The following is a 22,255-nucleotide window of genomic DNA, read 5'->3' on the forward strand; positions in this document are numbered from 1 at the left end:
TGCCCGCACGCAGAGCGCGCCGGCGGCTTCAGCGCCGTCGCAGCGAGGTCGGTTCGAGCGTCACCTGTTTGAGATCCTTGCCGCAGACCACGACGACGATGAAGGCCAGCTTGCCGTCCTTGCTGACGAGGCCGCCGCTGATCGCCCGGCCTGCGGCGGATCGTTCCGCGATCTTGATGGCATCCGACATCTTGAGCGTCACGGCGTCGAGCGCAGCCAGGCTGTTGCGGTCGCTTTCGCTGAGGCCCTCGACGCTCGAGAACAGGACGCTGTTCAGCACCTTGGCGGTCGCGCCGTCGATGTCGGACTCCCAGATCTGGCCGCTCTGCAGGGTGCGGACCTTGTAGACGGGAACGTCGAGCCCACCCTCGAAGCTGATGTCCGCGGTTTTCGACCCCGGATGAATCTTCTCCGCGATCCGCAGGGCCTGATTCAACGACACTTCGGTGCGATGGAAGCGGTCGAGTTCGCGCTCGACCGCGTCCTGGCTCAGGGCCGGATCATCCGAGGATGGTGCCTCGGTGGCGGCGCGGGCAGGGATCTGCGCATCGACGATGTTGGCAACCGCGGCAACCGGCACCGCCGTCCAGCAAGACAGCATCAGGGCGAGAACGGCATTGTGTGTCATGTAACGTGTCATGGAACGGGTCATGGGCCACTCCGAATGTCGCCCGGCCAGGTGAGGGCCGATATCAAAATCGCACGTTAAGAACTAAACCGTATCGTTTTATAATTCGCTGCCCATCATTTGTCAAGGTCACGGCACCGGAGGTGTCTGGACCCAGAAGCGGCCGGAGCGCGCGGCGTCATAGCCGAGCGAATAGAGCGCGCGCATGTAGTCGGTATCGAAGCCGACGCCCTGGGCCTCGGGGACGGACTGGTCGATGGCGGTCATGTTGAACGCCATCCCGTTGTGCCTGGCGAACTGATGGGTGGCCGACAGATAGCCCTGGATCTCGCGCTTGCTCTTCATGCCCAGCGAGCGGATGGCGATCGCCTTGGTGCTGTTCTCGACCGGCTGGAAATCGATCGAGGTCCGGCCGTTCATGATGATGTAGATGGCGGGCTTCGGCGACGCCATGCGCCGCGATGATCCAGGCTGCATCAGCAGGCGATCCGGAAACGTGAACACCTGGGTCGAGACGCCGCCGTCGACATGCATCTCCTCGATGGCCTTGCCGTCCGAGGAGGCGGCGATCAGCGCCGGCGGAAACGCGACCGGCACGCTGGCCGATGCGGTCAGGACCTGCCGGAACAGCTCCAGCGCCCGTGGCGTCCGCGCCGAGGCGATCTCGCCCATGTTCCACAGCACCGGCCGCCCCGCATCCAGATCGGTGGTCACGACGAACAGCCGGCGTCCCTTGGCGTGCTCCTTGGCGATGGCCTCCAGCAGGGCCGGCGTCGTGTAGTGCCCGATCGCCTCGCGCAGCGGCTGGCCGTCGAAGATCGACGAGCCGAACACCGCCCCGAGCGCATTGGGGGAGGCGGCGAACGAACTCGCCAGTCCGCTGGTATACATCTCCTTCAAGGTCGGGTCGTAGGCCGGTCCGAGGAAGGCGAAGGGCGCGATCAGGGCGCCGGTGCTGACGCCCGAGACGATGGTGAATTCGGGACGCGCGCCGCTCTCGCTCCAGCCGTTCAGGACGCCGGCGCCGTAGGCCCCGTCGCCACCGCCTCCCGACAGCGCGAGATAGGCGAACGGCTTGTTGGGCTGCGGCTGCGGCTTGAACGCGGACGTATCGAAGCTCTCGGCCGGCGCATCGGCCCACATCCGGACGCTGCGGAAGCCGTCGATCGTGGCGCGCTTCGCATCGTCGGCCGAATAGGTCGCGCGCTGAACCGACGCGCAGCCGCCGAGCAGGAGGCCGAGACCAAAGACCGCGGCCCGAATACCGGCCGCCCTTGCCAAACGCGATCGCACATCTCACCCCTGCATTAAACGGAACCGTATAGTATTATTTATTCGATTTGATCAAGCAGGAATGAATCGGATGCGGGCGCGCGCATCACGATTGCGGGAGGGGCGCGGACTGGAACCCGCGCGGCACGTTGTGGGCGTCAGAGGTGCTGGTTCCCTGGTGATCGTCGCGACGTCGACCGGCTATGACTTCTTTCCCGTTTCCGATACGTTGTCAGCGTCAACCAGGGCGGCCGATATTGCCGCGTCAGCGTCGTCCGATGTCGCGCCGGGGCAATGATGCAGGCCGCGTGCGAGAGGACGCCATCACAGGAGCATCGATGACCAGGCGCCGGGCCATGATCACTTTCACCTTCATTGTCGCGGCGCTGCTCGCGGCCTGCGGCGGCCATGCGCAGGCGGCGCAGTGCGGCTCGTCGCCGGCGGGGTTCGAGGCGTGGAAGCGCGAGTTCGGCGAGGAGGCGAGGTCCAAGGGCGTCGGCGGCACCGCGATCGCAGCGCTGATGCAGACCAATTACGCCTCGGCCACGATCGCCGCCGATCGCGGCCAGCGCAGCTTTTCGCTGTCGCTCGATCAGTTCCTCGCCAAGCGCGGCGCTGTGACGATCGTCGCGCGCGGCCGTCAGCTCAAGCAGTCGCAGGCGGCGATGTTCGCCTCGATCGAGCAGCGTTACGGCGTGCCGCCCGGACCCTTGATCGCGATCTGGGGCATGGAGAGCGGCTTCGGCAGCCAGCGCGGCAATCAGCACATGCTGTCGTCGATCGCGACCTTGGCCTATGACTGCCGCCGGCCGGAGTTCTTCACCGAGCAGCTCTATGCCGCGCTGAAGCTGATCGACCGCGGCGTGCTCTCGGGCAGCACGCGCGGCTCGATGCATGGCGAGGTCGGGCAGACCCAGTTCATGCCGAAGAACATTCTCGCCTATGGCACCGGCAATCTCGACGTCGCCGCCAATGCGCTGGCTTCGACCGCGAACTTCCTGCGCGCCAATGGCTGGAAGGCGGGCGCCGGCTATCAGCCGGGCGAGCCGAACTTCGTCGCCATCGAGGCCTGGAACGCCGCCGGCGTCTATCAGAAGGCGATCGCGCTGATGGGCCGCCAGATCGACGGCGGCGGCTCGGCCGCGGAGCGGTAGGTCCTACTGGTTGTGGATTGATCGAAGGGATCCGGACGCAGGGGATGGACTATAGCCACCCCTGCGGTCAGGTTTGCTCATCCCGTTACCGCAACCGGCGCCCTCATGAGCGAATATCAGTACTACGAGTTTCTGGCCATCGACCGTGTTCTCGATGCCGCGGCACGCGAGCAGCTGCGCGTCATCTCGTCGAGGGCCCGAATCACCGGTTCGAGCTTCACCAATCACTACGAGTGGGGCGATCTCAAAGCCGATCCGCGCGACATGATGCGGCGCTGGTTCGACCTGCACGTCTACGTCGCCAATTACAACGCCCGGCGTTTCATGATCCGCCTGCCCAGGGCGGCGTTGGAGCCGTCGGACGCGGCTCCGTTCCTGGGGCCGCTCGATTGCGTCGAAATTATCGCATCAGGCGACGACGTCATCGTCGACATCAACCTCTATGATTTCGAATCCGACGACTACGAGGACGATGGATCGAGGTGGATGGCGGCGCTCGCGCCGCTTCGCACCGATCTTCTCGATGGCGATCTGAGGCCGTTTTATCTGCTCTGGCTGATGGCCGTTCAGGCCGAGCTCGTGCCCGACGATGCGCTGGAGCCGCTGCCCGGGATCGGTCCGGTGACCGGAGCGCTCGACAGCCTCGCCGATTTTCTGCTGATCGATCCGGACCTGGTGCAGGCCGCGGCCGAACGGCAGGCGGCTGCCGTCAAGCCGTCGCAGGCCGACCTCCGCGGGCAGATCGATGCGCTGCCGAATTCGGAGAAGATCGAGCTGTTGCTGCGGGTGGTCGAGGGCGATGGCGGCGTCGCGGCCGAGCTGCGGCGTCGTTTCCGCAACCCCGTTGCCCGGTCCGATGGACAGCGCTCGGCCGCTTCGCTGCGGGCGCGTGCCGGCGAGATTGCCGCCGCCCGCGAGGCAATCGAGGCTGCCGCGGCGGAAGCCAAGCGCAAACACCGGATGGAGCAGGAGAAGAGCGAATGTCAGTTGAGGTTGAAGACACTGGAGAGCCGCGGTGACGCGGTTTGGAAGCAGGTCGAGACCGAGATCGAGCGCCGCAACCCGTCCGGCTACGATGCAGCCGCTGCCCTGATTTCCGATCTGCGTGCGCTCGCGCATCAGACGAAGCAGATGGCGGCGTTCGAACGACACATCGCTGCGATCCGCATCAGGCACGACAGCAAGCGGAGATTTATCGAGCGCCTCGATTCGCTCAAACGGCAACCGCTGATCTAGACGAGCGTTTCCTTGGAACCGGTTGCTTCCGGGTCGAGCTCTCGCCGTCTTCACCGCTGTCATGCTCCGCGAAAGCGGGGCATCCAGTACTCCGTGGCAGAAGAGATTCACCGAGGTGTCACGGCGTACTGGATCGTCCGCCGGAGCCTGTCATCCGGCCGGCCGGAGGACGACGACAGCCGGGGTCCCATGATCCATGTGCCAGGACGTCGGAAGCGGTCGCCTGGTCTAGTCAACAAGAGGGCGGCGTTTCGGTGAAACGCCGCCCTCGCTGCTCGTGTTTAGTCGAGGTGAAGAGGCCTTACGCCTTCAGTTCGAACCGGTCGAGGTTCATCACCTTGGTCCAGGCGGCGACGAAATCCTTGACGAACTTCTGCTTGGCATCCGAGCTCGCATAGACCTCGGCGAGCGCGCGCAGCTGCGAGTGCGAGCCGAAGATCAGGTCGGCGCGGGTGGCCGTCCACTTGACGGCGCCGGACTTGCGGTCGCGGCCCTCGAACGTATGCTCGCCCTGATCGACTGGTGTCCAGGCCACGCCCATGTCGAGCAGGTTGGCGAAGAAGTCGTTCGAGAGCGTCTCCGGCTGCGCGGTGAAGACACCGTGCTTGGAGCCGCCCGCGTTGGCGCCGAGCACGCGCAGGCCGCCGACCAGCACGGTCATCTCCGGCGCGGTCAGCGTGAGCAACTGGGCCTTGTCGACCAAGAGCTCCTCGCCCGACAGCCACTGCTTGCCGCCGAGATAGTTGCGGAAGCCGTCATATTTCGGTTCGAGCACCGAAAACGACTCGACGTCTGTCTGCTCCTGCGAGGCATCGGTGCGGCCGGGCGCGAACGGCACGGTCACCTCGACGCCGGCCTTCTTGGCCGCCGCTTCGACGCCGGCATTGCCGGCGAGCACGATCAGGTCGGCGAGCGAGATCTTCTTAGCCCCGCCGGCCGCTGCGTTGAACTCCTTCTGGATGCCTTCGAGTGTCGACAGCACCTTGGTGAGTTCAGCCGGGTTGTTGACCTCCCAGTCCTTCTGCGGAGCGAGGCGAATGCGCGCGCCATTGGCGCCGCCGCGCTTGTCCGAGCCGCGGAAGGTCGAGGCCGAGGCCCAGGCGGTCGAGACGAGCTGCGCGACCTTCAGCCCCGAGGCGAGGATCTTCGCCTTCAGCGCCGCGACGTCCTTGTCGTCGACGACCGGATGATCGAGCGCCGGCACCGGATCCTGCCAGATCAGGTCTTCCTTCGGCACCAGCGGGCCGAGGTAGCGCACCTTCGGGCCCATGTCGCGGTGGGTCAGCTTGAACCAGGCGCGGGCGAAGGCGTCGGCGAACTGATCCGGGTTCTCCAGGAAGCGGCGCGAGATCTTCTCGTAGGCCGGGTCGAAGCGCAGCGCGAGGTCGGTGGTCAGCATCGACGGCGCATGGCGCTTGGACTTGTCATGCGCATCCGGCACGGTGCCGGCACCAGCGCCGCCCTTCGGCGTCCACTGATGCGCGCCCGCCGGGCTCTTGGTCAGCTCCCATTCATAGCCGAACAGGTTCCAGAAGAAGTTGTTGCTCCACTTGGTCGGCGACGACGTCCAGATCACCTCGAGACCCGAGGTGATGGTGTCGCCACCCTTGCCCGACGCATATTTGCTGGCCCAGCCGAGGCCCTGCTGCGCGATGTCGGCGCCTTCCGGCTCGGCACCGACCAGCGAGGCATCACCGGCGCCATGGGTCTTGCCGAAGGTGTGACCACCGGCGATCAGCGCCACCGTCTCCTCGTCGTCCATCGCCATGCGGCCGAACGTTTCGCGGATGTCGCGCGCGGCAGCGACCGGGTCGGGGTTGCCGTTCGGACCTTCCGGGTTGACGTAGATCAGGCCCATCTGCACGGCCGCCAGCGAGCCGGCGAGCTCGCGATCGCCGCTGTAGCGCTCGTCGGCGAGCCACTTGCCCTCGGGGCCCCAATAGATGTCCTGCTCCGGCTCCCAGGTGTCGGCGCGGCCGCCGCCGAAGCCGAAGGTCTTGAAGCCCATCGATTCCAGCGCGACGTTGCCGGTGAGCACGAACAGGTCGGCCCAGGAGATCTTCTGGCCGTATTTCTGCTTGATCGGCCACAGCAGGCGGCGCGCCTTGTCGAGGTTGGCGTTGTCAGGCCAGCTGTTCAGCGGCGCAAAGCGCTGCTGACCGGTGCCGGCGCCGCCGCGGCCGTCGCCGATGCGATAGGTGCCTGCGGCGTGCCAGGCCATGCGGATGAACAGCGGGCCGTAATGACCGAAATCGGCCGGCCACCAGTCCTGCGAATCCGTCATCAGCGCGTGCAGGTCCTTGATCACGGCATCGAGATCGAGGCTCTTGAATTCCTTGGAGTAATCGAACGCCTCACCGAACGGATCGGAGAGCCTCGAATGCTGGTGCAGGACCGACAGATTGAGCTGGTTCGGCCACCAATCCTTGTTCGAAAATCCCTTCAAGCCGCCCGAAAACGGGCACTTGCTGACGTCATCCATGTTTGCCTCCTGACTTGATCGGCATTGTTTCCCCCTGGGGTGGGCGGCGGGACCCTACGCGCCCAGATTGATCAGGGGAAATTGACTTTGGTGATTGTCACGATAAGTTAATCTGATGATACACCTGACGATGCGGCAGCTTCGCTATTTCGACGCGCTGGCCCGTCTCGGCCATTTCGGCCGCGCCGCGGAGGCCTGCGCGATCTCGCAGCCGGCGCTGTCGATGCAGATCAAGGAGATGGAGGAGGCGCTCGGCGGCGTGCTGCTGGAGCGCAATGCGCGCCAGGTGGTGCTGACGCGGTTCGGCGAGCAGCTTGCCGAACGGGTGCGCGAGATCCTGCGTTCCGTCGACGAGCTCGCCGATTTCGCCCGCGCCTCGCGCGACAAGCTCACCGGGCGGCTGCGGCTCGGCATGATCCCGACGGTGGCGCCCTATCTCGTGCCCAAGGTGATCGGCGACCTGACGCGCAAGCATCCCGAGATCGACATCCATGTGCGCGAGTCCAAGACGCCGAAGCTGATCGAGGAACTGGTCGAGGGCCGGCTCGATGCCGCGATCGTCGCACTTCCGGTGTCGGAGCCGTCGCTGACCGAGGTCGGATTGTTCTCGGAAAACTTCCTGCTGGTGCGCCCGCCCGAATATGAAGGCGCTGACGTGCCGAGCAGCGAGAGCCTGCGCGAGATGCGGCTGCTGCTGCTGGAGGAGGGGCATTGCTTCCGCGATCAGGCGCTGTCGTTCTGCAACATGCAGGCGCCGCGCGAGATGCTCGATGCCTCCTCGCTCTCGACCTTGGTGCAGATGGTCGGCGCCGGCATGGGCGTGACGCTCATTCCGGAGATGGCCGTCGGCGTCGAGACGCGCTCCGCATCGGTCTCGCTGGCGCGTTTCGCCGAGCCGCAGCCGCAGCGCACCATCGGCATGGTCTGGCGCAAGACCAGCCCCCTCGCCAAGCAGCTCATGCAGATCTCTGAGATCGTCGGCGGCGCGGCGGAGAGCCTGCGCAAGCAGGCCGCGGCGGGGCAGGTGCGCAAGCGGCGCGGCTGACGAGTTGAGGAACGTCCTGTCGAGGCCGACCTTGTCGTCCTTCTCCAACGAAGGACGTCCTCATGAAACGCATCGTGATCGCATCTGCCGCCGCCCTCGTATTGTCGAGCACGCTCGCCTCGGTTCAAGGCAATGGGGCCGGGAGCAGCGGCACCGGCGGCAGCAGCGCAGGACCGTCGCATAACGTGCCGACGGCCGCACCCGGCACGGCGCCGAGCAACACGGGCACGACCGGCATGGGGCAGGGCGGTTCCAACGATGGCGCGACGCCCGGCAACGGCTCGGGCCGCACGCGGTCGGCGCCGAAGGACGCGACCGGCTCGCTCAACAACAACAGCCCGAGCACCGGCGACGCCAACTCCGGAAGCTCGAGCAATCTCGGCCGGCATTGAGCGCGACGCGATGTTCCCACATCCGATGGCGCTTTTGCATGGAACGTGCGCGCAAACCGGCCGTTCGTAGCTTTCGAGCAACTCACGTGCTCCAAGCCGTCGCTGTTGCGGCGGACATCGGCGCCCGATCCAGATGGGAGCCGTCATGCGTGATGATCTCTGTCGAGGAGTCCTAGTGATGCGAAGCTTGAATTACGTGGCGGCGCTGGCCTTGTCGGGTGCGCTGCTGGCCGGTGCGAATGCGCCGGCGATGTCTGCTCCGATGACGGCGTTGTCGGCCGCCGCCCGGCCCGACGCCGCGCCGCTCAGCACCACGCAGGTGCGCTATGGCGGCCGTGGGTTCGGCGGCGGGTGGCACGGTGGCGGCTGGCACGGCGGAGGAGGCTGGCGCGGCGGTGGCTGGGGCTGGGGTGGCGGCGCGCTCGCGGCCGGCGCATTGCTCGGCGCCGGTATCGCGGCGACGGCGGCACCCTATTACTACGACGACCCCTATTATTATGGCGGCGGGCCCTACGGCTATGCCGGCGTCGGCTATGCGCCCTATTATGGTCGTCCCTATTACGCGCGCCGTTACTATGGCGGCTGGGGTGGCGGACCGTGGGGCGGCCCCTGGTGGTGAGCTTCGGCTGACTGAGCACGCGAAGCCGTCTGCGCGGGCCATCGCGCAGACGGACCATGCCGGGCCGGTGCCCCCTCCGCCGAGCCGCCGTTGAGGCCCCGTGGCATGGGTCTTGTATCGATCTCCGGCAGCGGCTGCGCGCCACGGCGCGTGGTCCGGAGAACGGACATGTCTGAGGCTGTCAATACCGAGGCGTTCTGGGTCGGAACGATCGTCGACTGGCTGGTCAAGAATGCCAGCCTGCGCAGGGAGCGCATCGACCTCAAGCGCAAATTTACGCAGGAGCCCTATAATCTCAGCGCCGTCAGGGTTCTGACGATGATGGACGAGTTCGTCGCGCTGCATAACGCGGCCAATGGGACGAAGCTCGTGCTGTCGCAGAACTGGCGGCTGGCGCATCGCAACGCCACGGTCGGCGACTTCATCGCCGCGTTTCTCCGCCTGGTTCTTCCCGATGATGGCCGAGCCGGGACCGACAATGGTGCGTCGGCCTCCGGCCGAATGTCGGAAAGCCAACAGGGCCCGACGCACAATCATCGTCTCGAAGCGTTGCGCGCCAATCCCGGCGGCGACTGGAAGCCGGTCGATCTCGAGATCATCGCCTCGCAATATGCGATGAAGTTTCGCAAGATCACCGGCACGCACGAGGTATTCCTGCATCCCTCGGTTCCGCATTGCGTGACGATCCCGCTCAAGGCCAAGATCAGGCCGCCGCACATCCGGGCCTTCGTGGCGATGATCGACGGCATGGACGAGGCGGCGCGATGAGCGATGCGAGCACCTACGTCTACGCGGTGACGGAACTCGGCGCCGAGGATGGCGGCGGCTATCTCGTCACCTTTCCCGATCTCCCCGGCGTCATCGGCATTGGCGAGACCACCGGCGAGGCCATCGCGGACGGACGGCAGGCGCTGTTCGCCTGTCTCGATGCGCTCAAGGCCGTCGACCGCGAGCCGCCGGTCCCGGGCGCATCCCACGCCGCCGCGCCGCTGGCGTGATCCGATGTGACGCCGGAGAGTTCAGCAGGAGGAAGAGCATGCCACTGTCGGAGGACGCCATTCAGGTCGGCAAATGCTACAAGACCAGGATCGCCGAGAGCTACAAGGTGCTGTCGATCACCCGCGGCATCGTCACCTACCAGACCTTGAGTTCGCCGCTGCGCATCAACACCGGCATCAAGGCGTTCGCGGATGCCGTCTACAAGGAGATCAAGTGTCCGGGATAGGAGCGCGATCCCGGGTCACCTTTCCTCCCGCCGCGAGTCTGGCAGTAACATCCACGATCTCTCCTCCGTCATTGCGAGCGCAGTGAAGCAATCCAGGGGCGTGGGCGGGACTCTGGATTGCTTCGCTGCGCTCGCAATGACGCGGAGAGAGTTCGCTTCTATATAACTGCGTGGAACTGCGTGGGGAATTTGAAGATGCGATTAGAACAGCGCGACGACGGCGTTCTCGCCTTCGTCGACGAGACCGGCTGCATCTGGGCGCAATGCGCGCGGCCGTCGCAGCATCCCGATGATTCCGACTACGTGATCGAAGGTCCGTTGAGCGGCTTCATCTGCGAGGAGGGCACGTTCACGCCGGACAGCGAGCAGGCGTTTCGCGCCTGGCTCGATGACCGACTGATCAGCGACGAGATCTTCCATGTCAGGGACCGCGAGACCGCGCTGTCTCTGTGCCAGCGCATCGCGGTCGCGGCGCGCGAGATCCTGAAGGACAGGGCCGGCCAGACGCAGATCGGCTGACAGGGGGGTGTTCGCTGAAAGAAAAATCGCTTGCTATTTTTCGGAAATCATGTTCTTCTCCCTGCAACCCGCCTCGTGCAGAGGGACGTACGCGTCGTCACGATACGTGGAGGTGGGCTGCGATGGACGTGACGGCTGTGCCAGACGAGCGCAGTCGGCGCGGACGGCGAAGTCGTGTGGTCCTGGCCTCTCGACGCTGAGGTCAAGTTCGCGAGTGATGCTGTCGAGTGATGCTGTGACGGCTCGCGCGGGCGATGGGGGCAAGAACGCCGATCCCCAGGGAGAGCACGAAGGACCCCGTAAAACGATCGCGCGGGGAAGGCCGGGTCGTCCGGCTGGACCTGTGGTACCTGCCGCCTGCATTCTTTTGAGCAGGCGGGCCACGGGCCTCAGTCGAGGTCCGGCCTTCCTCGCGCCCTCTCGTATTTCAAGAGGGACACGACTGCTGCATCACCCGGGCATCACCTGCCGCGGGACCGTGAGAGCGTGTCTCGATGACGAAGATCCCATCCAAACCCTCACTGTCGTCCCGGGCAAGCCAAAGCGGCGCGCGAGCGCCGCATCAGCGCCGACCCGGGACCCATACCCCCAGGGAGATGTGCGAGGCACCATGTCCGCCCGATCCCGCCCAGCCACATCCGCCGCGGCGTATGGATCCCGGGTCAGTGCCCGCCAACGCTGGCGCGTTGCCGGACTTGCCTGGGACGACACTGAATTGGAGGCGCAGGCGGTGCCGCATCCACCGCCGTCATGCCCGCGCCGGCGGGCATCCCGGACGCCGCGGCCATCGGTTGATCGCGGCGACCGCTGGAATGCGGGTTTGCCCGCCTGTCGCGGGCGATGCCGGCAATGATGGTCTTTCGCCGGGTGAGCAACGCTCGCACAAGGGCGAGGTGCGGCGACCTGCGGCAACGTGTCGGTGGACCCGTAAACTTTCGGGAAGATTCAAAAATATCAATCATTATCAACGGCTTGTGACTGTCATCCGACTGTCATCGAACCTTTATAAAAGCGGCACCGAGGCCCCTTAAAGCGGCCGGGGAAGCGCGATCGGGCGCATTTGGCGCTTCGCTTCCCGAGCATGGAGACCAGCTATGAATTTCGTCAAAGCACTCGTCGCTGCCGGCTTGGTCGCCGCATCGACGTCGGCATTCGCGGCCGACATCACCGGCGCAGGCGCGACGTTCCCGTTCCCGATCTATTCGAAGTGGGCCGACGCCTACAAGAAGGAGACCGGCAACGGTCTGAACTACCAGTCGATCGGCTCCGGTGGCGGCATCAAGCAGATCCAGGCCAAGACCGTGACCTTCGGCGCCACCGACGCGCCGCTCAAGGCCGAGCAGCTCGAGAAGGACGGCCTGGTGCAGTGGCCGATGGTGATGGGCGGCATCGTGCCGGTCGTCAACCTCGAGGGCGTGAAGCCGGGCGAGATGGTGCTGGACGGCGAGACGCTCGCCAACATCTATCTCGGCAAGATCACCAAGTGGGATGACGCCGCGATCAAGAAGCTGAACCCCAGCGTCAAGCTGCCGTCCGACGCGATCGCCGTCGTCCGCCGCTCCGACGGTTCGGGCACGACCTTCAACTTCACCTATTATCTCTCCGAGGCGAGCGCCGACTGGAAGAGCAAGATCGGCTTCAACACTGCCGTCGAATGGCCGGTCGGCGTCGGCGCCAAGGGCAACGAGGGCGTGTCGGGCAACATCAGCCAGACCAAGAACTCGATCGGCTATGTCGAGTACGCCTATGCCAAGCAGAACAAGCTGACCTACACCGGCATGGTGAACAAGGCCGGCAAGACCGTGCAGCCGACCGTCGAGGCCTTCCAGTCCGCGGCTGGCAACGCCGATTGGGCCAAGGCTCCCGGCTACTACGTGATCCTCGCCAACCAGCCGGGCGACAAGTCCTGGCCGATGACGGCGGCGACCTTCATCCTGATGCACAAGGAGCCGACCGACAAGGCGGCGTCCGCCGAGGCCATCAAGTTCTTCAAGTGGTCGTTCGAGAAGGGCGGCAAGATGGCCGAGGAGCTCGACTACATCCCGATGCCCGACAGCGTCGTGAAGCTGATCGAGAAGACCTGGTCGGCCGACATCAAGAGCTGAGCTCTCTCTTACCGAATACCCCTCTCCCGTCCCGGGAGAGGGGCTTTGCTCAAGGTTGAAGCGTGACCAAGAAACAGGGGGCGGACTTGGCTGAGATGGCGGTTCAATCCGAAGTCGGCGACATGTCGGCCGCAGGGCCCTATGACCGCGCCCGCGCGCTGAGCGCGTTCAGGCTCGGCGATGTGACGTTCTACTGGATCACCCGCCTGTCGGCGATCTCGGTGCTGCTGATCCTCGGCGGCATCATCATTTCGCTCATCATCGGCGCGTGGCCGGCGATGAAGACCTACGGCTTCGACTTCCTCCTGACCAAGCGCTGGGCGCCCTCCGCCGATCCGCCGGTGCTCGGCGCGCTCGGGCCGATCTACGGCACGCTGGTGACGTCCTTCATCGCCATGCTGATCGCCATTCCGGTCGGTCTCGGCGTTGCGATCTTTCTCACCGAGCTGTGCCCGCAATGGCTGCGCCGTCCGATCGGCATCGCCATCGAGCTGCTCGCCGGCATTCCCTCGATCATCTACGGCATGTGGGGCTTCTTCGTACTGGGCCCGTTTTTGGCCTACACGTTCCAGCCGTTCATGATCAGCCTCTGCGCCAACATCCCGGTGCTACAGGACATCTTCGCAGGTCCGCCGTCCTATCTCAGCCTGTTCAACGCCTCCTTGATCCTGGCGATCATGGTGCTGCCGTTCATCACGGCGATCTCCGTGGACGTCTTCAAGACGGTGCCGCCGGTGCTGAAGGAAGCCGCCTACGGCGTCGGCTGCACCACCTGGGAGGTCGTGCGCAGCGTCGTGATCCCCTATACCCGCGTGGGTGTCATCGGCGGCGTCATGCTGGCGCTCGGCCGCGCGCTCGGCGAGACCATGGCGGTGACCTTCATCATCGGCAACTCGTTCCGGATCTCGTCCTCGATCTTCGCCCCGGGTACGACGATCTCCGCTGCGATCGCCTCCGAATTCCAGGAGAGCGACGGCCTGCACCAGTCGAGCCTGATCCTGCTCGGCCTCCTGCTGTTCGTTCTGACCTTCTTCGTGCTCGCCGCAGCCCGCCTGATGCTGATGCGGCTCGAGACCAAGGCGGGGAAATAAGCTCATGACTGCCGTCGACATTCAGCCCACGCCCGTCAATCCGATCTACACGCGCCGTCGCCGCACCGACATCGTGGTTCGCGTGCTCTGCTTCGCAGCCGCCGCATTCGGCGTCACCTGGCTGGCGCTGATCCTGTTCACGCTGTTCTATAACGGCCTGGCCGGCCTCAGCCTGCAGGTCTTCACCGCCGACACGCCGCCGCCGGGCTCCAGCGAAGGCGGTCTGCGCAACGCCATCGTCGGCTCGGTCATCATGACCATCATCGGTGTCGGCATCGGCGCGCCGCTCGGCCTGTTCGCCGGCACTTATCTCGCCGAATACGGCCGCAACGACAAGCTGACCTCGGTCATCCGCTTCATCAACGACATCCTGCTGTCGGCGCCCTCGATCATCATCGGCCTGTTCATCTATGGTGCGGTCGTGGTGCCGATGGGCGGCTTCTCGGCGATTGCGGGCGCGCTGGCGCTGGCCGTCATCGTCATCCCCGTGGTGCTTCGAACCACCGAGGACATGCTGCTGCTGGTGCCCAATCCGCTGCGCGAGGCGGCCTCGGCGCTCGGCCTGCCGCGCTCGCTGGTGATCCGCCGGATCGCCTACCGTGCCGCGCGCTCCGGCCTCATCACCGGCGTGCTGCTGGCGACCGCCCGCGTCGCCGGCGAGACCGCGCCCTTGCTGTTCACCGCGCTGTCGAACCAGTTCTGGAGCCTGAGCCTGTCCAAGACGATGGCCAATTTGCCGGTGACCATCAACAACTTCGTCCAGAGCCCCTACGCCTATTGGAAGCAGCTGGCCTGGAGCGGCGCCCTTCTCATCACTTTGACAGTGCTGGCCCTGAACATCGGCGCGCGCATCCTCGGCGCCGAGAGGAGCTCGAAATGACCGACATGTCCGTATCCGTGAGCAGCCCCACGGCCGCCATTCCCGCCAAGTCGCTGCCGGAGGCGCCGGCCAAGGTGACTGCGCGCAACCTGAACTTCTATTATGGCGATCATCACGCGCTGAAGAACATCAATTTGTCGCTCGGCACCAATCGTGTCACGGCGTTCATCGGTCCGTCGGGCTGCGGCAAGTCCACTCTGCTGCGCATCTTCAACCGGATGTACGACCTCTATCCGGGACAGCGCGCCACTGGTCAGCTGATGCTGGACAACACCAACATCCTCGATCCCAAGCTCGACCTGAACCTGCTGCGCGCGCGCGTCGGCATGGTGTTCCAGAAACCGACGCCGTTCCCGATGACGATCTACGAGAACATCGCCTTCGGCATCCGCCTCTATGAGAAGATCTCCAAGTCCGAGATGGACGACCGCGTCGAGAAGGCGCTGCGCGGCGGCGCGCTGTGGAACGAGGTCAAGGACAAGCTCAACGCCTCCGGCCTGTCGCTGTCCGGCGGCCAGCAGCAGCGGCTGTGCATCGCCCGCACTGTGGCGGTGCGGCCCGAGGTCATCCTGTTCGACGAGCCGTGCTCGGCGCTCGACCCGATCTCGACCGCCAAGGTCGAGGAGCTGATCCAGGAGCTGGCCGAGAACTATACGATCGCGATCGTCACCCATAACATGCAGCAGGCGGCGCGCGTCTCCGACAAGACCGCCTTCATGTATCTCGGCGAGCTGATCGAGTTCGACGACACCAGCAAGATCTTCACCTCGCCGAGCGATCGGCGGACCCAGGACTACATCACCGGCCGGTTCGGCTGACGCCGACAGCATCATTGCCTTCAGGAGATCATCATGGCCAGTGAACATACCGCCAAGGCGTTCGACAGCGATCTGCAGGACCTCACCCGGCTGGTGTCGGAGATGGGCGGTCTTGCGGAGCGGCTGATCGTCGATTCCGTCGATGCGCTGGTGCGGCGCGACGTGGCGCTCGGCCAGAAGGTGGTCGCTGCGGACGTCGAGGTCGACAAGCTGCAGCGCCTCATCGAGGAGCGCGCGGTGCTCACGATTGCCCGCCGCCAGCCGATGGCGGTCGACCTGCGCGAGATCGTCGGCGCGATGCGCGTCGCCACCGATCTGGAGCGCATCGGCGACCTCGCCAAGAACATCGGCAAGCGGGTCGCGGCGCTGGAGAGCGACTTCCACCCGCTGAAGCTGATCCGCGGCCTCGAGCACATGACCGACCTCGTGCAGTCGCAGGTCAAGACGGTGCTCGATGCCTATGCCGCGCATGATCTGCCGGCGGCGATGACGGTGTGGAAGGGCGACGAGGAGGTCGACGCCATCTGCACTTCGCTGTTCCGCGAACTCCTCACCTACATGATGGAGGATCCGCGCAACATCTCGTTCTGCATCCATCTGATGTTCTGCGCCAAGAACATCGAGCGGATCGGCGACCACGCCACCAACATCGCCGAGACGGTGTTCTACATGATCGAGGGCCAGCAGATCATGGACAAGCGCCCGAAGGGCGACATGACCAGCTTCGCGGCCACGATCCCCGGTAACTGAGAGAAACGGTTCAGATATGGGCGCGCGAATTCTGGTGGTTGAGGACGAGGAGGCGCTGACGACGCTGCTGCGCTACAACCTCGAAGCCGAAGGCTATGAGGTCGAGACCGTGGCGCGCGGCGATGAGGCCGACACGCGGCTGAAGGAGCGCGTTCCCGATCTCGTCGTGCTCGACTGGATGCTGCCGGGGCTCTCGGGGATCGAGCTGTGCCGCCGCCTGCGCGCGCGCTCCGAGACCAGGCAGCTGCCGATCATCATGCTGACCGCGCGCGGCGAGGAGAGCGAGCGCGTGCGCGGGCTTGCCACCGGCGCCGACGACTACATCGTCAAGCCGTTCTCGGTGCCGGAGCTGCTGGCGCGGGTGAAGGGCCTGCTGCGGCGGGCGAGCCCGGAGCGGCTGGCGACGGTGTTGTCCTATGGCGACATCGAGCTCGACCGCGAGAAGCGCCGCGTGGCCCGCTCCGGCCGGCCGATCGATCTCGGCCCGACCGAATATCGCCTGCTCGAATTCTTCCTGGAGCATCCGGGCCGCGTGTTCAGCCGCGAGCAGTTGCTCGACAGCGTCTGGGGCCGTGACATCTACATCGACGAGCGCACCGTCGACGTCCACATCGGCCGTCTGCGCAAGCTGCTCAACCCCGGCCGCGAGCAGGACCCGATCCGCACCGTGCGCGGCGCCGGCTATGCGCTCGACGACCGCTTCGCCAAGTCCGAGCAGGCCTGAGTTGTCCGCCATGCCGCTGCCGTCTTGACGATGTCGGATGACGCCCGCATCATGAAGGCTCTGGCGGACGCAATGTTCAGGACGGTCATCATTCTTCTTGGCGTGTTGTTCGCCTTCGCGGCGGCGGCCACGGCCGGCGAGCTCGACGAAGCGGTCGCGGCTGCAGGCAATGGCGATCATGCCGCAGCGTTGCGCCGGCTCACGCCGCTGGCGAAAAAAGGCGATGCGCGGGCGCAGTTCGATCTCGGCTTCATGTCGGAGTTCGGCTGGGGACAGACGCGCAACCAGGCCGAGGCGCTGGGCTGGTATCGCAAGGCTGCGGATCAGGGGCTTGCGGTCGCACAGCACTATCTCGGCATCGCCTATGTCAACGGCGCGGGCGTCGCCTCCGATGCCGGCGAGGCGGCGCGCTGGTTCGCCCGCGCAGCGGCGCAGGGTTTTGCGCAATCGCAATACATGATGGGTCTGATCTCTCTCGACGGCCGCGGCGCACCGCAGGACGTCGTGCAGGGGTATGCCTGGCTGGTCATGGCCGGCCGCAACGGCGTTCGCTCGGCGAGCCGCGACGTGCAGCGGGTCAAGCTGAGTGAAGCGCAGCGCCTGCAGGCGGAGACCATCATCGCGAACTGGAAGCCGAAGCTCGAATCGGCGGACACCGGCATCGCCACGCCCAAGCCTGGCGAGTTGCTCGGGCTCGACCGGCACATCGGCGAGATGGTGGATCCGACCTCCTGGCCGGCATCGTCGATCGGCGCGGTGACCGTGGCGCAGTTCAGCACCGGAGGTTCGTGCACCGGAACGCTGGTCGCGCCGCGCGTGGTGCTGACCGCGGCGCATTGCATGTTCAATGGTCTCGCGCCGGTCAATCCCGGCAACGTCCGCTTTCTCGCCGGCATGAACAAGGGCACGCCGGCGGCGGTGTCGGTGGCCGACAAGCTGATCGTCGCGCCGGACTTTGTGCCGACCCTGCACGAGAAGTGGACGATCGACCGCTCGCCGGCCGATTGGGCGCTGATCATCCTCAAGGACGCCCTGCCGTCGAAGCCGGTCGCGGTCAAGGCCCTGACGCGCGACGAACTCGCGGCAGCAACGAAGGCCGGCACTATCTCCGAGATCGGCTACGGCCAGGAGCGGCGTTATTCGCCGACCGGCCAGCGCAATTGCAGTGCCGGCATGACCAGAGATGCCCGATTGCTGACCGTGCACTGCTTGGCGAATTTCGGCTATTCGGGCTCGCCGATCCTGGCCGAAGTCGGCGGCGAGCCGGCCGTGGTCGGCGTCTTCTCGGCCTTTCAAGAGGAGACTCGGCTGATGTTCGCCGCGCCCGCCAGCCAGTTCGAGGCGACCGTGCGGCGCGAGATCGCGGCGCAGAGCGCGTCGACGCGGTGAGGGAGGAGGGAGCACCGCTGGTCATTGTGTGAGCGTGACCGGATAGCGGATTGCCAAGCGAGGAGACCGATCCAGGCGACCGCGTCCCTGATGACTTGATTCGCGGGGACTTTGGCTCTCGTGACGCAGGGCTTGCCATTTGGCGCGGGTCTTGCTCTCCTGCGTGAGTATGACGATTGTCCAAATTGATCATCCTCACCCGGCGCGCACAGCCTGGCTCGGATCGGCAGGTCGACGGAACGCCGTGCTCGTGGCGGGCCTGGTGCTCGCCAACGCGCTCGCCTGGGTCTGGGCCTTCGCGCTCTACGCCGACCGCCCCGCCATCGTCGGCACCGCGATGCTGGCCTGGCTGCTCGGGCTGCGCCATGCGGTCGACGCCGACCACATCGCGGCGATCGACAACGTGGTGCGCAAGCTGGTGCAGGACGGCGGCGCGGCGCGCGCCGCGGGTCTCTACTTCGCGCTCGGCCACTCCAGCGTCGTCGTCATCGCCACGATCGTGGTGAGCCTCGTCGCCGGTGCCGACCTGTTGAATGAAGACAGCATGATCCGCGCGATCGGCGGGACCATCGGCACCTCGGTCTCGGCGGGCTTCCTGCTGCTGATCGCCGTCGCCAATCTGGTCCTGTTCGTCAACCTCTGGCGCCGCCCGCACCCGCAGTCCGCGCCGGACGACGCGGCAAGCGCCGGGCGCGGCATCCTCATTCGTGTCCTCCGGCCGGTGCTGCGCCTGGTTGGACGTGCCTGGCACATGTATCCGCTCGGGTTCCTGTTCGGCCTCGGCTTCGATACCGCCAGCGAGATCGGCCTTCTGAGCCTGTCGGCGACCGAAGCGGCGCGCGGCGCCAGCCTCGCGCATGTGCTGGTCTTCCCGGCGCTGTTCGCGGCGGCGATGGCCACCGTCGATACCGCAGACAGCATGCTGATGGTCGGCGCCTATCGCTGGGCGCTCACCGATCCCGGGCGCAAGCGGCGGTATAATCTGGTGATCACGGGGGCATCCGTGGCGATTGCGCTGGTGATCGGCGGTGTCGAGGCCTTCACGCTGCTGGCGCCGCGGTTTGGCCTCACGGGTGGTTGGGCCGATGTCGCGACGGCGCTGGGTGACGAGCTCGGCCATCTCGGGATCGTCGCGATCGGCCTGCTCGGACTGATCTGGGCCGTTGCCGTGCTGTTCGGCCGCCGCCCGCGCGGTTCCGAGGCCGCGCCGGGCGAACCGCTTGCCAGCGCTTGCGCAGGGGCGCTAAACCCGACGGTACACGGCCGGATACACAGGCCGGACTAGCAGCGGGACCGCACGATGGCCGGCTCGGAGGGAATGACCCGGATGTTGTGGCTGCAGGGCGCGAGCTGCGGCGGCTGCACCATGTCGATCCTGGAAAGCGGCGACTCCGGCTGGTTCGACGAGCTGCGCCAATCCGGCATCGACTTGATCTGGCACCCGTCCGTCAGCGAAGAGACCGGCGACGAGGTCGTGGAATTGCTGGACGCGATCCGCGATGGTCGCGAGCGGCTCGACTTGCTGGTGCTCGAAGGCTCGGTGGCACGCGGGCCCGGCGCGAGCGGCCGCTTCAACATGCTCGCGGGCACCAACCGCTCGATCTATCACTGGCTGCTCGATCTGGCGCCGCTGGCCGACTACGTCGTCGCCGTCGGCAGCTGCGCGGCCTATGGCGGCATTCCCGCGGCCGGCATCAATCCGACCGATGCGGTGGGCCTGCAGTTCGAGGGCAGCGACGCAGGCGGCGCGCTCGGTGCAGGGTTTCGCTCCAGACGCGGACTGCCGGTGATCAATGTCGCCGGATGCGCGCCGCATCCCGGCTGGATCATGGAAAGCCTGCTGGCGCTCACGGCGGGCGATCTGACCGCAGGCGGCCTCGACGCGGTCGGCCGTCCGACTTTCATCGCCAATCACCTCGCCCACCACGGCTGCTCGCGCAACGAGTTCTACGAGTTCAAGGCGAGCGCGGAGACGATGTCGGAGCGCGGCTGCCTGATGGAGCATCTCGGCTGCCGCGCGACGCAGGCGGTCGGCGACTGCAATCAGCGTTCCTGGAACGGCGGCGGCTCCTGCACCAAGGGCGGTTATGCCTGCATCGCCTGCACCTCGCCGGGCTTCGAGAGCGCGCACAACTATCTGGAAACGGCGAAGCTCGCCGGCATTCCGGTGGGACTTCCAAGCGATATGCCGAAGGCCTGGTTCGTGGCGCTCGCGGCGCTGTCCAAATCGGCGACGCCGCGCCGCGTGCGCATCAACGCGACGGCCGATCACGTCGTGGTGCCGCCGAGCCGCTCGGGCGACAAGCGCCGCTCATGACGCGGATCACGGTCGGCCCGTTCAATCGCGTCGAGGGGGATCTCGAGGTCCGGCTGGACATCGAGAGCGGCCGCGTCGCGCGCGCCGAGGTGACGGCGCCGCTCTATCGCGGCTTCGAGCAGATCCTCGAAGGACGGCCGCCGCTCGACGCGCTGGTGATCGCACCGCGCATCTGCGGCATCTGCTCGGTGTCGCAGTCGATCGCCGCCGCGGCGGCCCTGCGTCAGGCCATGGCCGTCACTGCCATGCCCAACGGCATCCTCGCAACCAACATCGCGCACGCGGCAGAAAACGCCGCCGATCATCTGACGCATTTCTACATCTTCTTCATGCCGGACTTCGCCCGCGAGTCCTACGCCGCCCACGCCTGGCATGGTGCTGCGGCCGAACGCTTCACGGCGACCAAGGGATCCGCTGCGCGCGAGGCGTTGCCGGCGCGGGCGCGGCTGCTGGAGATCATGGGCCTGATCGCCGGAAAATGGCCGCACAGTCTCGCCTTCCAGCCGGGCGGAACGACGCGCGCCATCGAGCTCGGCGAGCGCGTGCGCCTCAATGCGATCGCGGCGTCGTTTCGCGGCTTCCTTGAACGCGTGGTGTTTGCCGACAGGCTCGAGAACGTGCTCGCGCTGACGACGCCGGATGAGCTCGATCGCTGGCGCGAGGGCCGCGACGGCGACTTTGCGCATTTCCTTCGACTCGCCGATGCGCTCTCGCTCGCCGGCCTCGGCAAGGGACCGGGGCCGTTGATGAGCTTCGGCGCCTATCACGATTCGGATGGCGCGCGTTTTCGGGCCGGCATTCGCGCGAGCGGCGGAGAGATCGAGGCCTTGCCGGCGGAGCGGATCACGGAGGATGTCTCGCATGCCTGGATGCGCGAGACGTCGCGTAGTCCGGCCGAGAGCCGCACGGTGCCGGACGCCGACAAGGCGGACGCCTACAGCTGGTGCAAGGCGCCGCGGCTCGCCGGACAGCCGGTCGAGGTCGGCGCACTGGCAAGACAGGCCGTCGATGGTCAGAAGCTGATCACCGCGTTGCTGTCCGATGGCAGCAACGTCCGTAACCGCGTGATCGCGCGGCTGATCGAGACGGCGCAGCTCGCGCTGTCGATCGAAGGCTGGGTCAAGGTGCTGCGCCTCAACGAGCCGTTCTGCGAGACCGGCGGTGAGGTGGCGGACGGCAACTTCGTCGGGCGGGTCGAGGCGGCGCGCGGCAGCCTCGGCCATTGGCTATCGGTGCGCTCCGGCCGCATCGAGCGCTACCAGATCATCGCGCCGACCAGCTGGAATTTCTCCCCACGCGACTCGGACGGCGTGGCAGGCCCGCTCGAGCAGGCGCTGGTCGGCACCGAGGTCGGCGATGCCGGTGCCCGCGCCGTCGGCATCCAGCACGTCGTCAGATCGTTCGATCCCTGCATGGTGTGCACTGCGCATTGAGCGCAGCGCAACAAGCAGGCGGCAGGCGGAAACAAGCTTGTCGGGTGCAAAGCGCGTAATTTCCGATTGCTGCGCGCAGGTCGTCTCACGATGTCGCGTCGCTACGTCTTCCCGTCGTCAAGCATCTGGAATCATTATGATTCAAATCCAGCGCTGACTGCTGGCCCGCATCTTGC

At 66.2% G+C, this 22,255-nt stretch carries 22 protein-coding genes; 19 read left to right on the forward strand and 3 right to left on the reverse strand.

Annotated elements, in window-relative coordinates; genetic code table 11:
• Positions 1-28: 28 nt before the first annotated feature.
• The gene (locus ACQR1B_RS21050) at positions 29-628 is read right to left on the reverse strand and encodes a PepSY domain-containing protein (RefSeq protein WP_434871311.1); all 600 of its coding nucleotides are present in this window, start codon (positions 626-628) and stop codon (positions 29-31) included.
• Between the two features lie 129 nt (positions 629-757).
• The gene (locus ACQR1B_RS21055) at positions 758-1,921 is read right to left on the reverse strand and encodes a patatin-like phospholipase family protein (RefSeq protein WP_434833467.1); all 1,164 of its coding nucleotides are present in this window, start codon (positions 1,919-1,921) and stop codon (positions 758-760) included.
• A 317-nt stretch (positions 1,922-2,238) separates the two neighbouring features.
• Here ACQR1B_RS21055 and ACQR1B_RS21060 point away from each other — a divergent pair, with 317 nt between their 5' ends.
• Together ACQR1B_RS21060 and ACQR1B_RS21065 are read left to right on the forward strand one after the other, a co-directional pair.
• Positions 2,239-3,054 (forward strand): lytic murein transglycosylase, encoded by an 816-nt coding sequence (locus tag ACQR1B_RS21060; RefSeq protein ID WP_434833468.1) that lies wholly within the window; start codon positions 2,239-2,241, stop codon positions 3,052-3,054.
• A 105-nt stretch (positions 3,055-3,159) separates the two neighbouring features.
• Positions 3,160-4,290 (forward strand): hypothetical protein, encoded by a 1,131-nt coding sequence (locus ACQR1B_RS21065; protein WP_434833469.1) that lies wholly within the window; start codon positions 3,160-3,162, stop codon positions 4,288-4,290.
• A 301-nt stretch (positions 4,291-4,591) separates the two neighbouring features.
• Here the strand turns inward: ACQR1B_RS21065 and katG are convergent, their stop codons facing one another.
• Entirely contained in the window at positions 4,592-6,772 is a 2,181-nt protein-coding gene (gene katG / locus ACQR1B_RS21070) for a catalase/peroxidase HPI (RefSeq protein ID WP_434833470.1), read from the reverse strand.
• Between the two features lie 115 nt (positions 6,773-6,887).
• On the opposite strand from katG, the gene ACQR1B_RS21075 reads away from it, so the two are divergent.
• From ACQR1B_RS21075 to ACQR1B_RS21155, 17 genes are all read left to right on the forward strand, one after another.
• On the forward strand, positions 6,888-7,817 hold the full coding sequence (locus ACQR1B_RS21075; RefSeq protein WP_434833471.1) for a LysR substrate-binding domain-containing protein: 930 nt from the start codon (positions 6,888-6,890) through the stop codon (positions 7,815-7,817).
• A gap of 62 nt (positions 7,818-7,879) precedes the next feature.
• A complete protein-coding gene (locus ACQR1B_RS21080) occupies positions 7,880-8,209 on the forward strand; it encodes a hypothetical protein (RefSeq protein ID WP_434833472.1) in 330 nt (109 codons plus the stop codon).
• Positions 8,210-8,387: 178 nt separating this feature from the next.
• Positions 8,388-8,828, forward strand: a complete 441-nt coding sequence (locus ACQR1B_RS21085) for a hypothetical protein (protein WP_434833473.1) — start codon at positions 8,388-8,390, stop codon at positions 8,826-8,828.
• A gap of 168 nt (positions 8,829-8,996) precedes the next feature.
• On the forward strand, positions 8,997-9,596 hold the full coding sequence (locus ACQR1B_RS21090; RefSeq protein ID WP_434833474.1) for a hypothetical protein: 600 nt from the start codon (positions 8,997-8,999) through the stop codon (positions 9,594-9,596).
• A complete protein-coding gene (locus ACQR1B_RS21095) occupies positions 9,593-9,826 on the forward strand; it encodes a type II toxin-antitoxin system HicB family antitoxin (RefSeq protein WP_434833475.1) in 234 nt (77 codons plus the stop codon). The genes ACQR1B_RS21090 and ACQR1B_RS21095 overlap by 4 nt, the downstream gene beginning before the upstream one ends.
• Before the next feature lie 38 nt (positions 9,827-9,864).
• On the forward strand, positions 9,865-10,053 hold the full coding sequence (locus tag ACQR1B_RS21100; RefSeq protein ID WP_434833476.1) for a hypothetical protein: 189 nt from the start codon (positions 9,865-9,867) through the stop codon (positions 10,051-10,053).
• Between the two features lie 195 nt (positions 10,054-10,248).
• Positions 10,249-10,572 (forward strand): hypothetical protein, encoded by a 324-nt coding sequence (locus ACQR1B_RS21105; protein WP_434833477.1) that lies wholly within the window; start codon positions 10,249-10,251, stop codon positions 10,570-10,572.
• A gap of 1,094 nt (positions 10,573-11,666) precedes the next feature.
• A complete protein-coding gene (gene pstS, locus ACQR1B_RS21110) occupies positions 11,667-12,677 on the forward strand; it encodes a phosphate ABC transporter substrate-binding protein PstS (RefSeq protein ID WP_434833478.1) in 1,011 nt (336 codons plus the stop codon).
• 95 nt (positions 12,678-12,772) lie between these two features.
• Positions 12,773-13,768: a phosphate ABC transporter permease subunit PstC gene (gene pstC / locus ACQR1B_RS21115; RefSeq protein WP_434833479.1), complete on the forward strand. Its 996-nt coding sequence runs from the start codon at positions 12,773-12,775 to the stop codon at positions 13,766-13,768.
• Positions 13,769-13,772: 4 nt separating this feature from the next.
• The gene (gene pstA / locus ACQR1B_RS21120; RefSeq protein WP_434833480.1) at positions 13,773-14,648 is read left to right on the forward strand and encodes a phosphate ABC transporter permease PstA; all 876 of its coding nucleotides are present in this window, start codon (positions 13,773-13,775) and stop codon (positions 14,646-14,648) included.
• Positions 14,645-15,466 carry a phosphate ABC transporter ATP-binding protein PstB gene (gene pstB, locus ACQR1B_RS21125; RefSeq protein WP_434833481.1) on the forward strand — a complete coding sequence of 274 codons (822 nt, stop codon included), beginning with the start codon at positions 14,645-14,647 and terminating at the stop codon, positions 15,464-15,466. Before pstA ends, pstB begins: the two co-directional genes overlap by 4 nt.
• Before the next feature lie 33 nt (positions 15,467-15,499).
• Positions 15,500-16,216: a phosphate signaling complex protein PhoU gene (phoU, locus tag ACQR1B_RS21130; protein WP_434833482.1), complete on the forward strand. Its 717-nt coding sequence runs from the start codon at positions 15,500-15,502 to the stop codon at positions 16,214-16,216.
• A 16-nt stretch (positions 16,217-16,232) separates the two neighbouring features.
• Positions 16,233-16,940, forward strand: coding sequence for a phosphate regulon transcriptional regulator PhoB (gene phoB / locus ACQR1B_RS21135; RefSeq protein ID WP_015668923.1), 708 nt, complete (start codon positions 16,233-16,235; stop codon positions 16,938-16,940).
• A 51-nt stretch (positions 16,941-16,991) separates the two neighbouring features.
• Positions 16,992-18,329 carry a trypsin-like serine protease gene (locus tag ACQR1B_RS21140; RefSeq protein ID WP_434833483.1) on the forward strand — a complete coding sequence of 446 codons (1,338 nt, stop codon included), beginning with the start codon at positions 16,992-16,994 and terminating at the stop codon, positions 18,327-18,329.
• 169 nt (positions 18,330-18,498) lie between these two features.
• Positions 18,499-19,614 carry a HoxN/HupN/NixA family nickel/cobalt transporter gene (locus ACQR1B_RS21145; protein ID WP_434833611.1) on the forward strand — a complete coding sequence of 372 codons (1,116 nt, stop codon included), beginning with the start codon at positions 18,499-18,501 and terminating at the stop codon, positions 19,612-19,614.
• A gap of 15 nt (positions 19,615-19,629) precedes the next feature.
• On the forward strand, positions 19,630-20,646 hold the full coding sequence (locus ACQR1B_RS21150) for a HupU protein (RefSeq protein WP_434833484.1): 1,017 nt from the start codon (positions 19,630-19,632) through the stop codon (positions 20,644-20,646).
• Positions 20,643-22,079 (forward strand): nickel-dependent hydrogenase large subunit, encoded by a 1,437-nt coding sequence (locus ACQR1B_RS21155; protein WP_434833485.1) that lies wholly within the window; start codon positions 20,643-20,645, stop codon positions 22,077-22,079. Before ACQR1B_RS21150 ends, ACQR1B_RS21155 begins: the two co-directional genes overlap by 4 nt.
• The last annotated feature ends 176 nt before the right edge of the window (positions 22,080-22,255 follow it).

The organism is Bradyrhizobium oligotrophicum (genome assembly GCF_051168495.1).
GTDB classification, from domain to species: domain Bacteria; phylum Pseudomonadota; class Alphaproteobacteria; order Rhizobiales; family Xanthobacteraceae; genus Bradyrhizobium; species Bradyrhizobium oligotrophicum_A.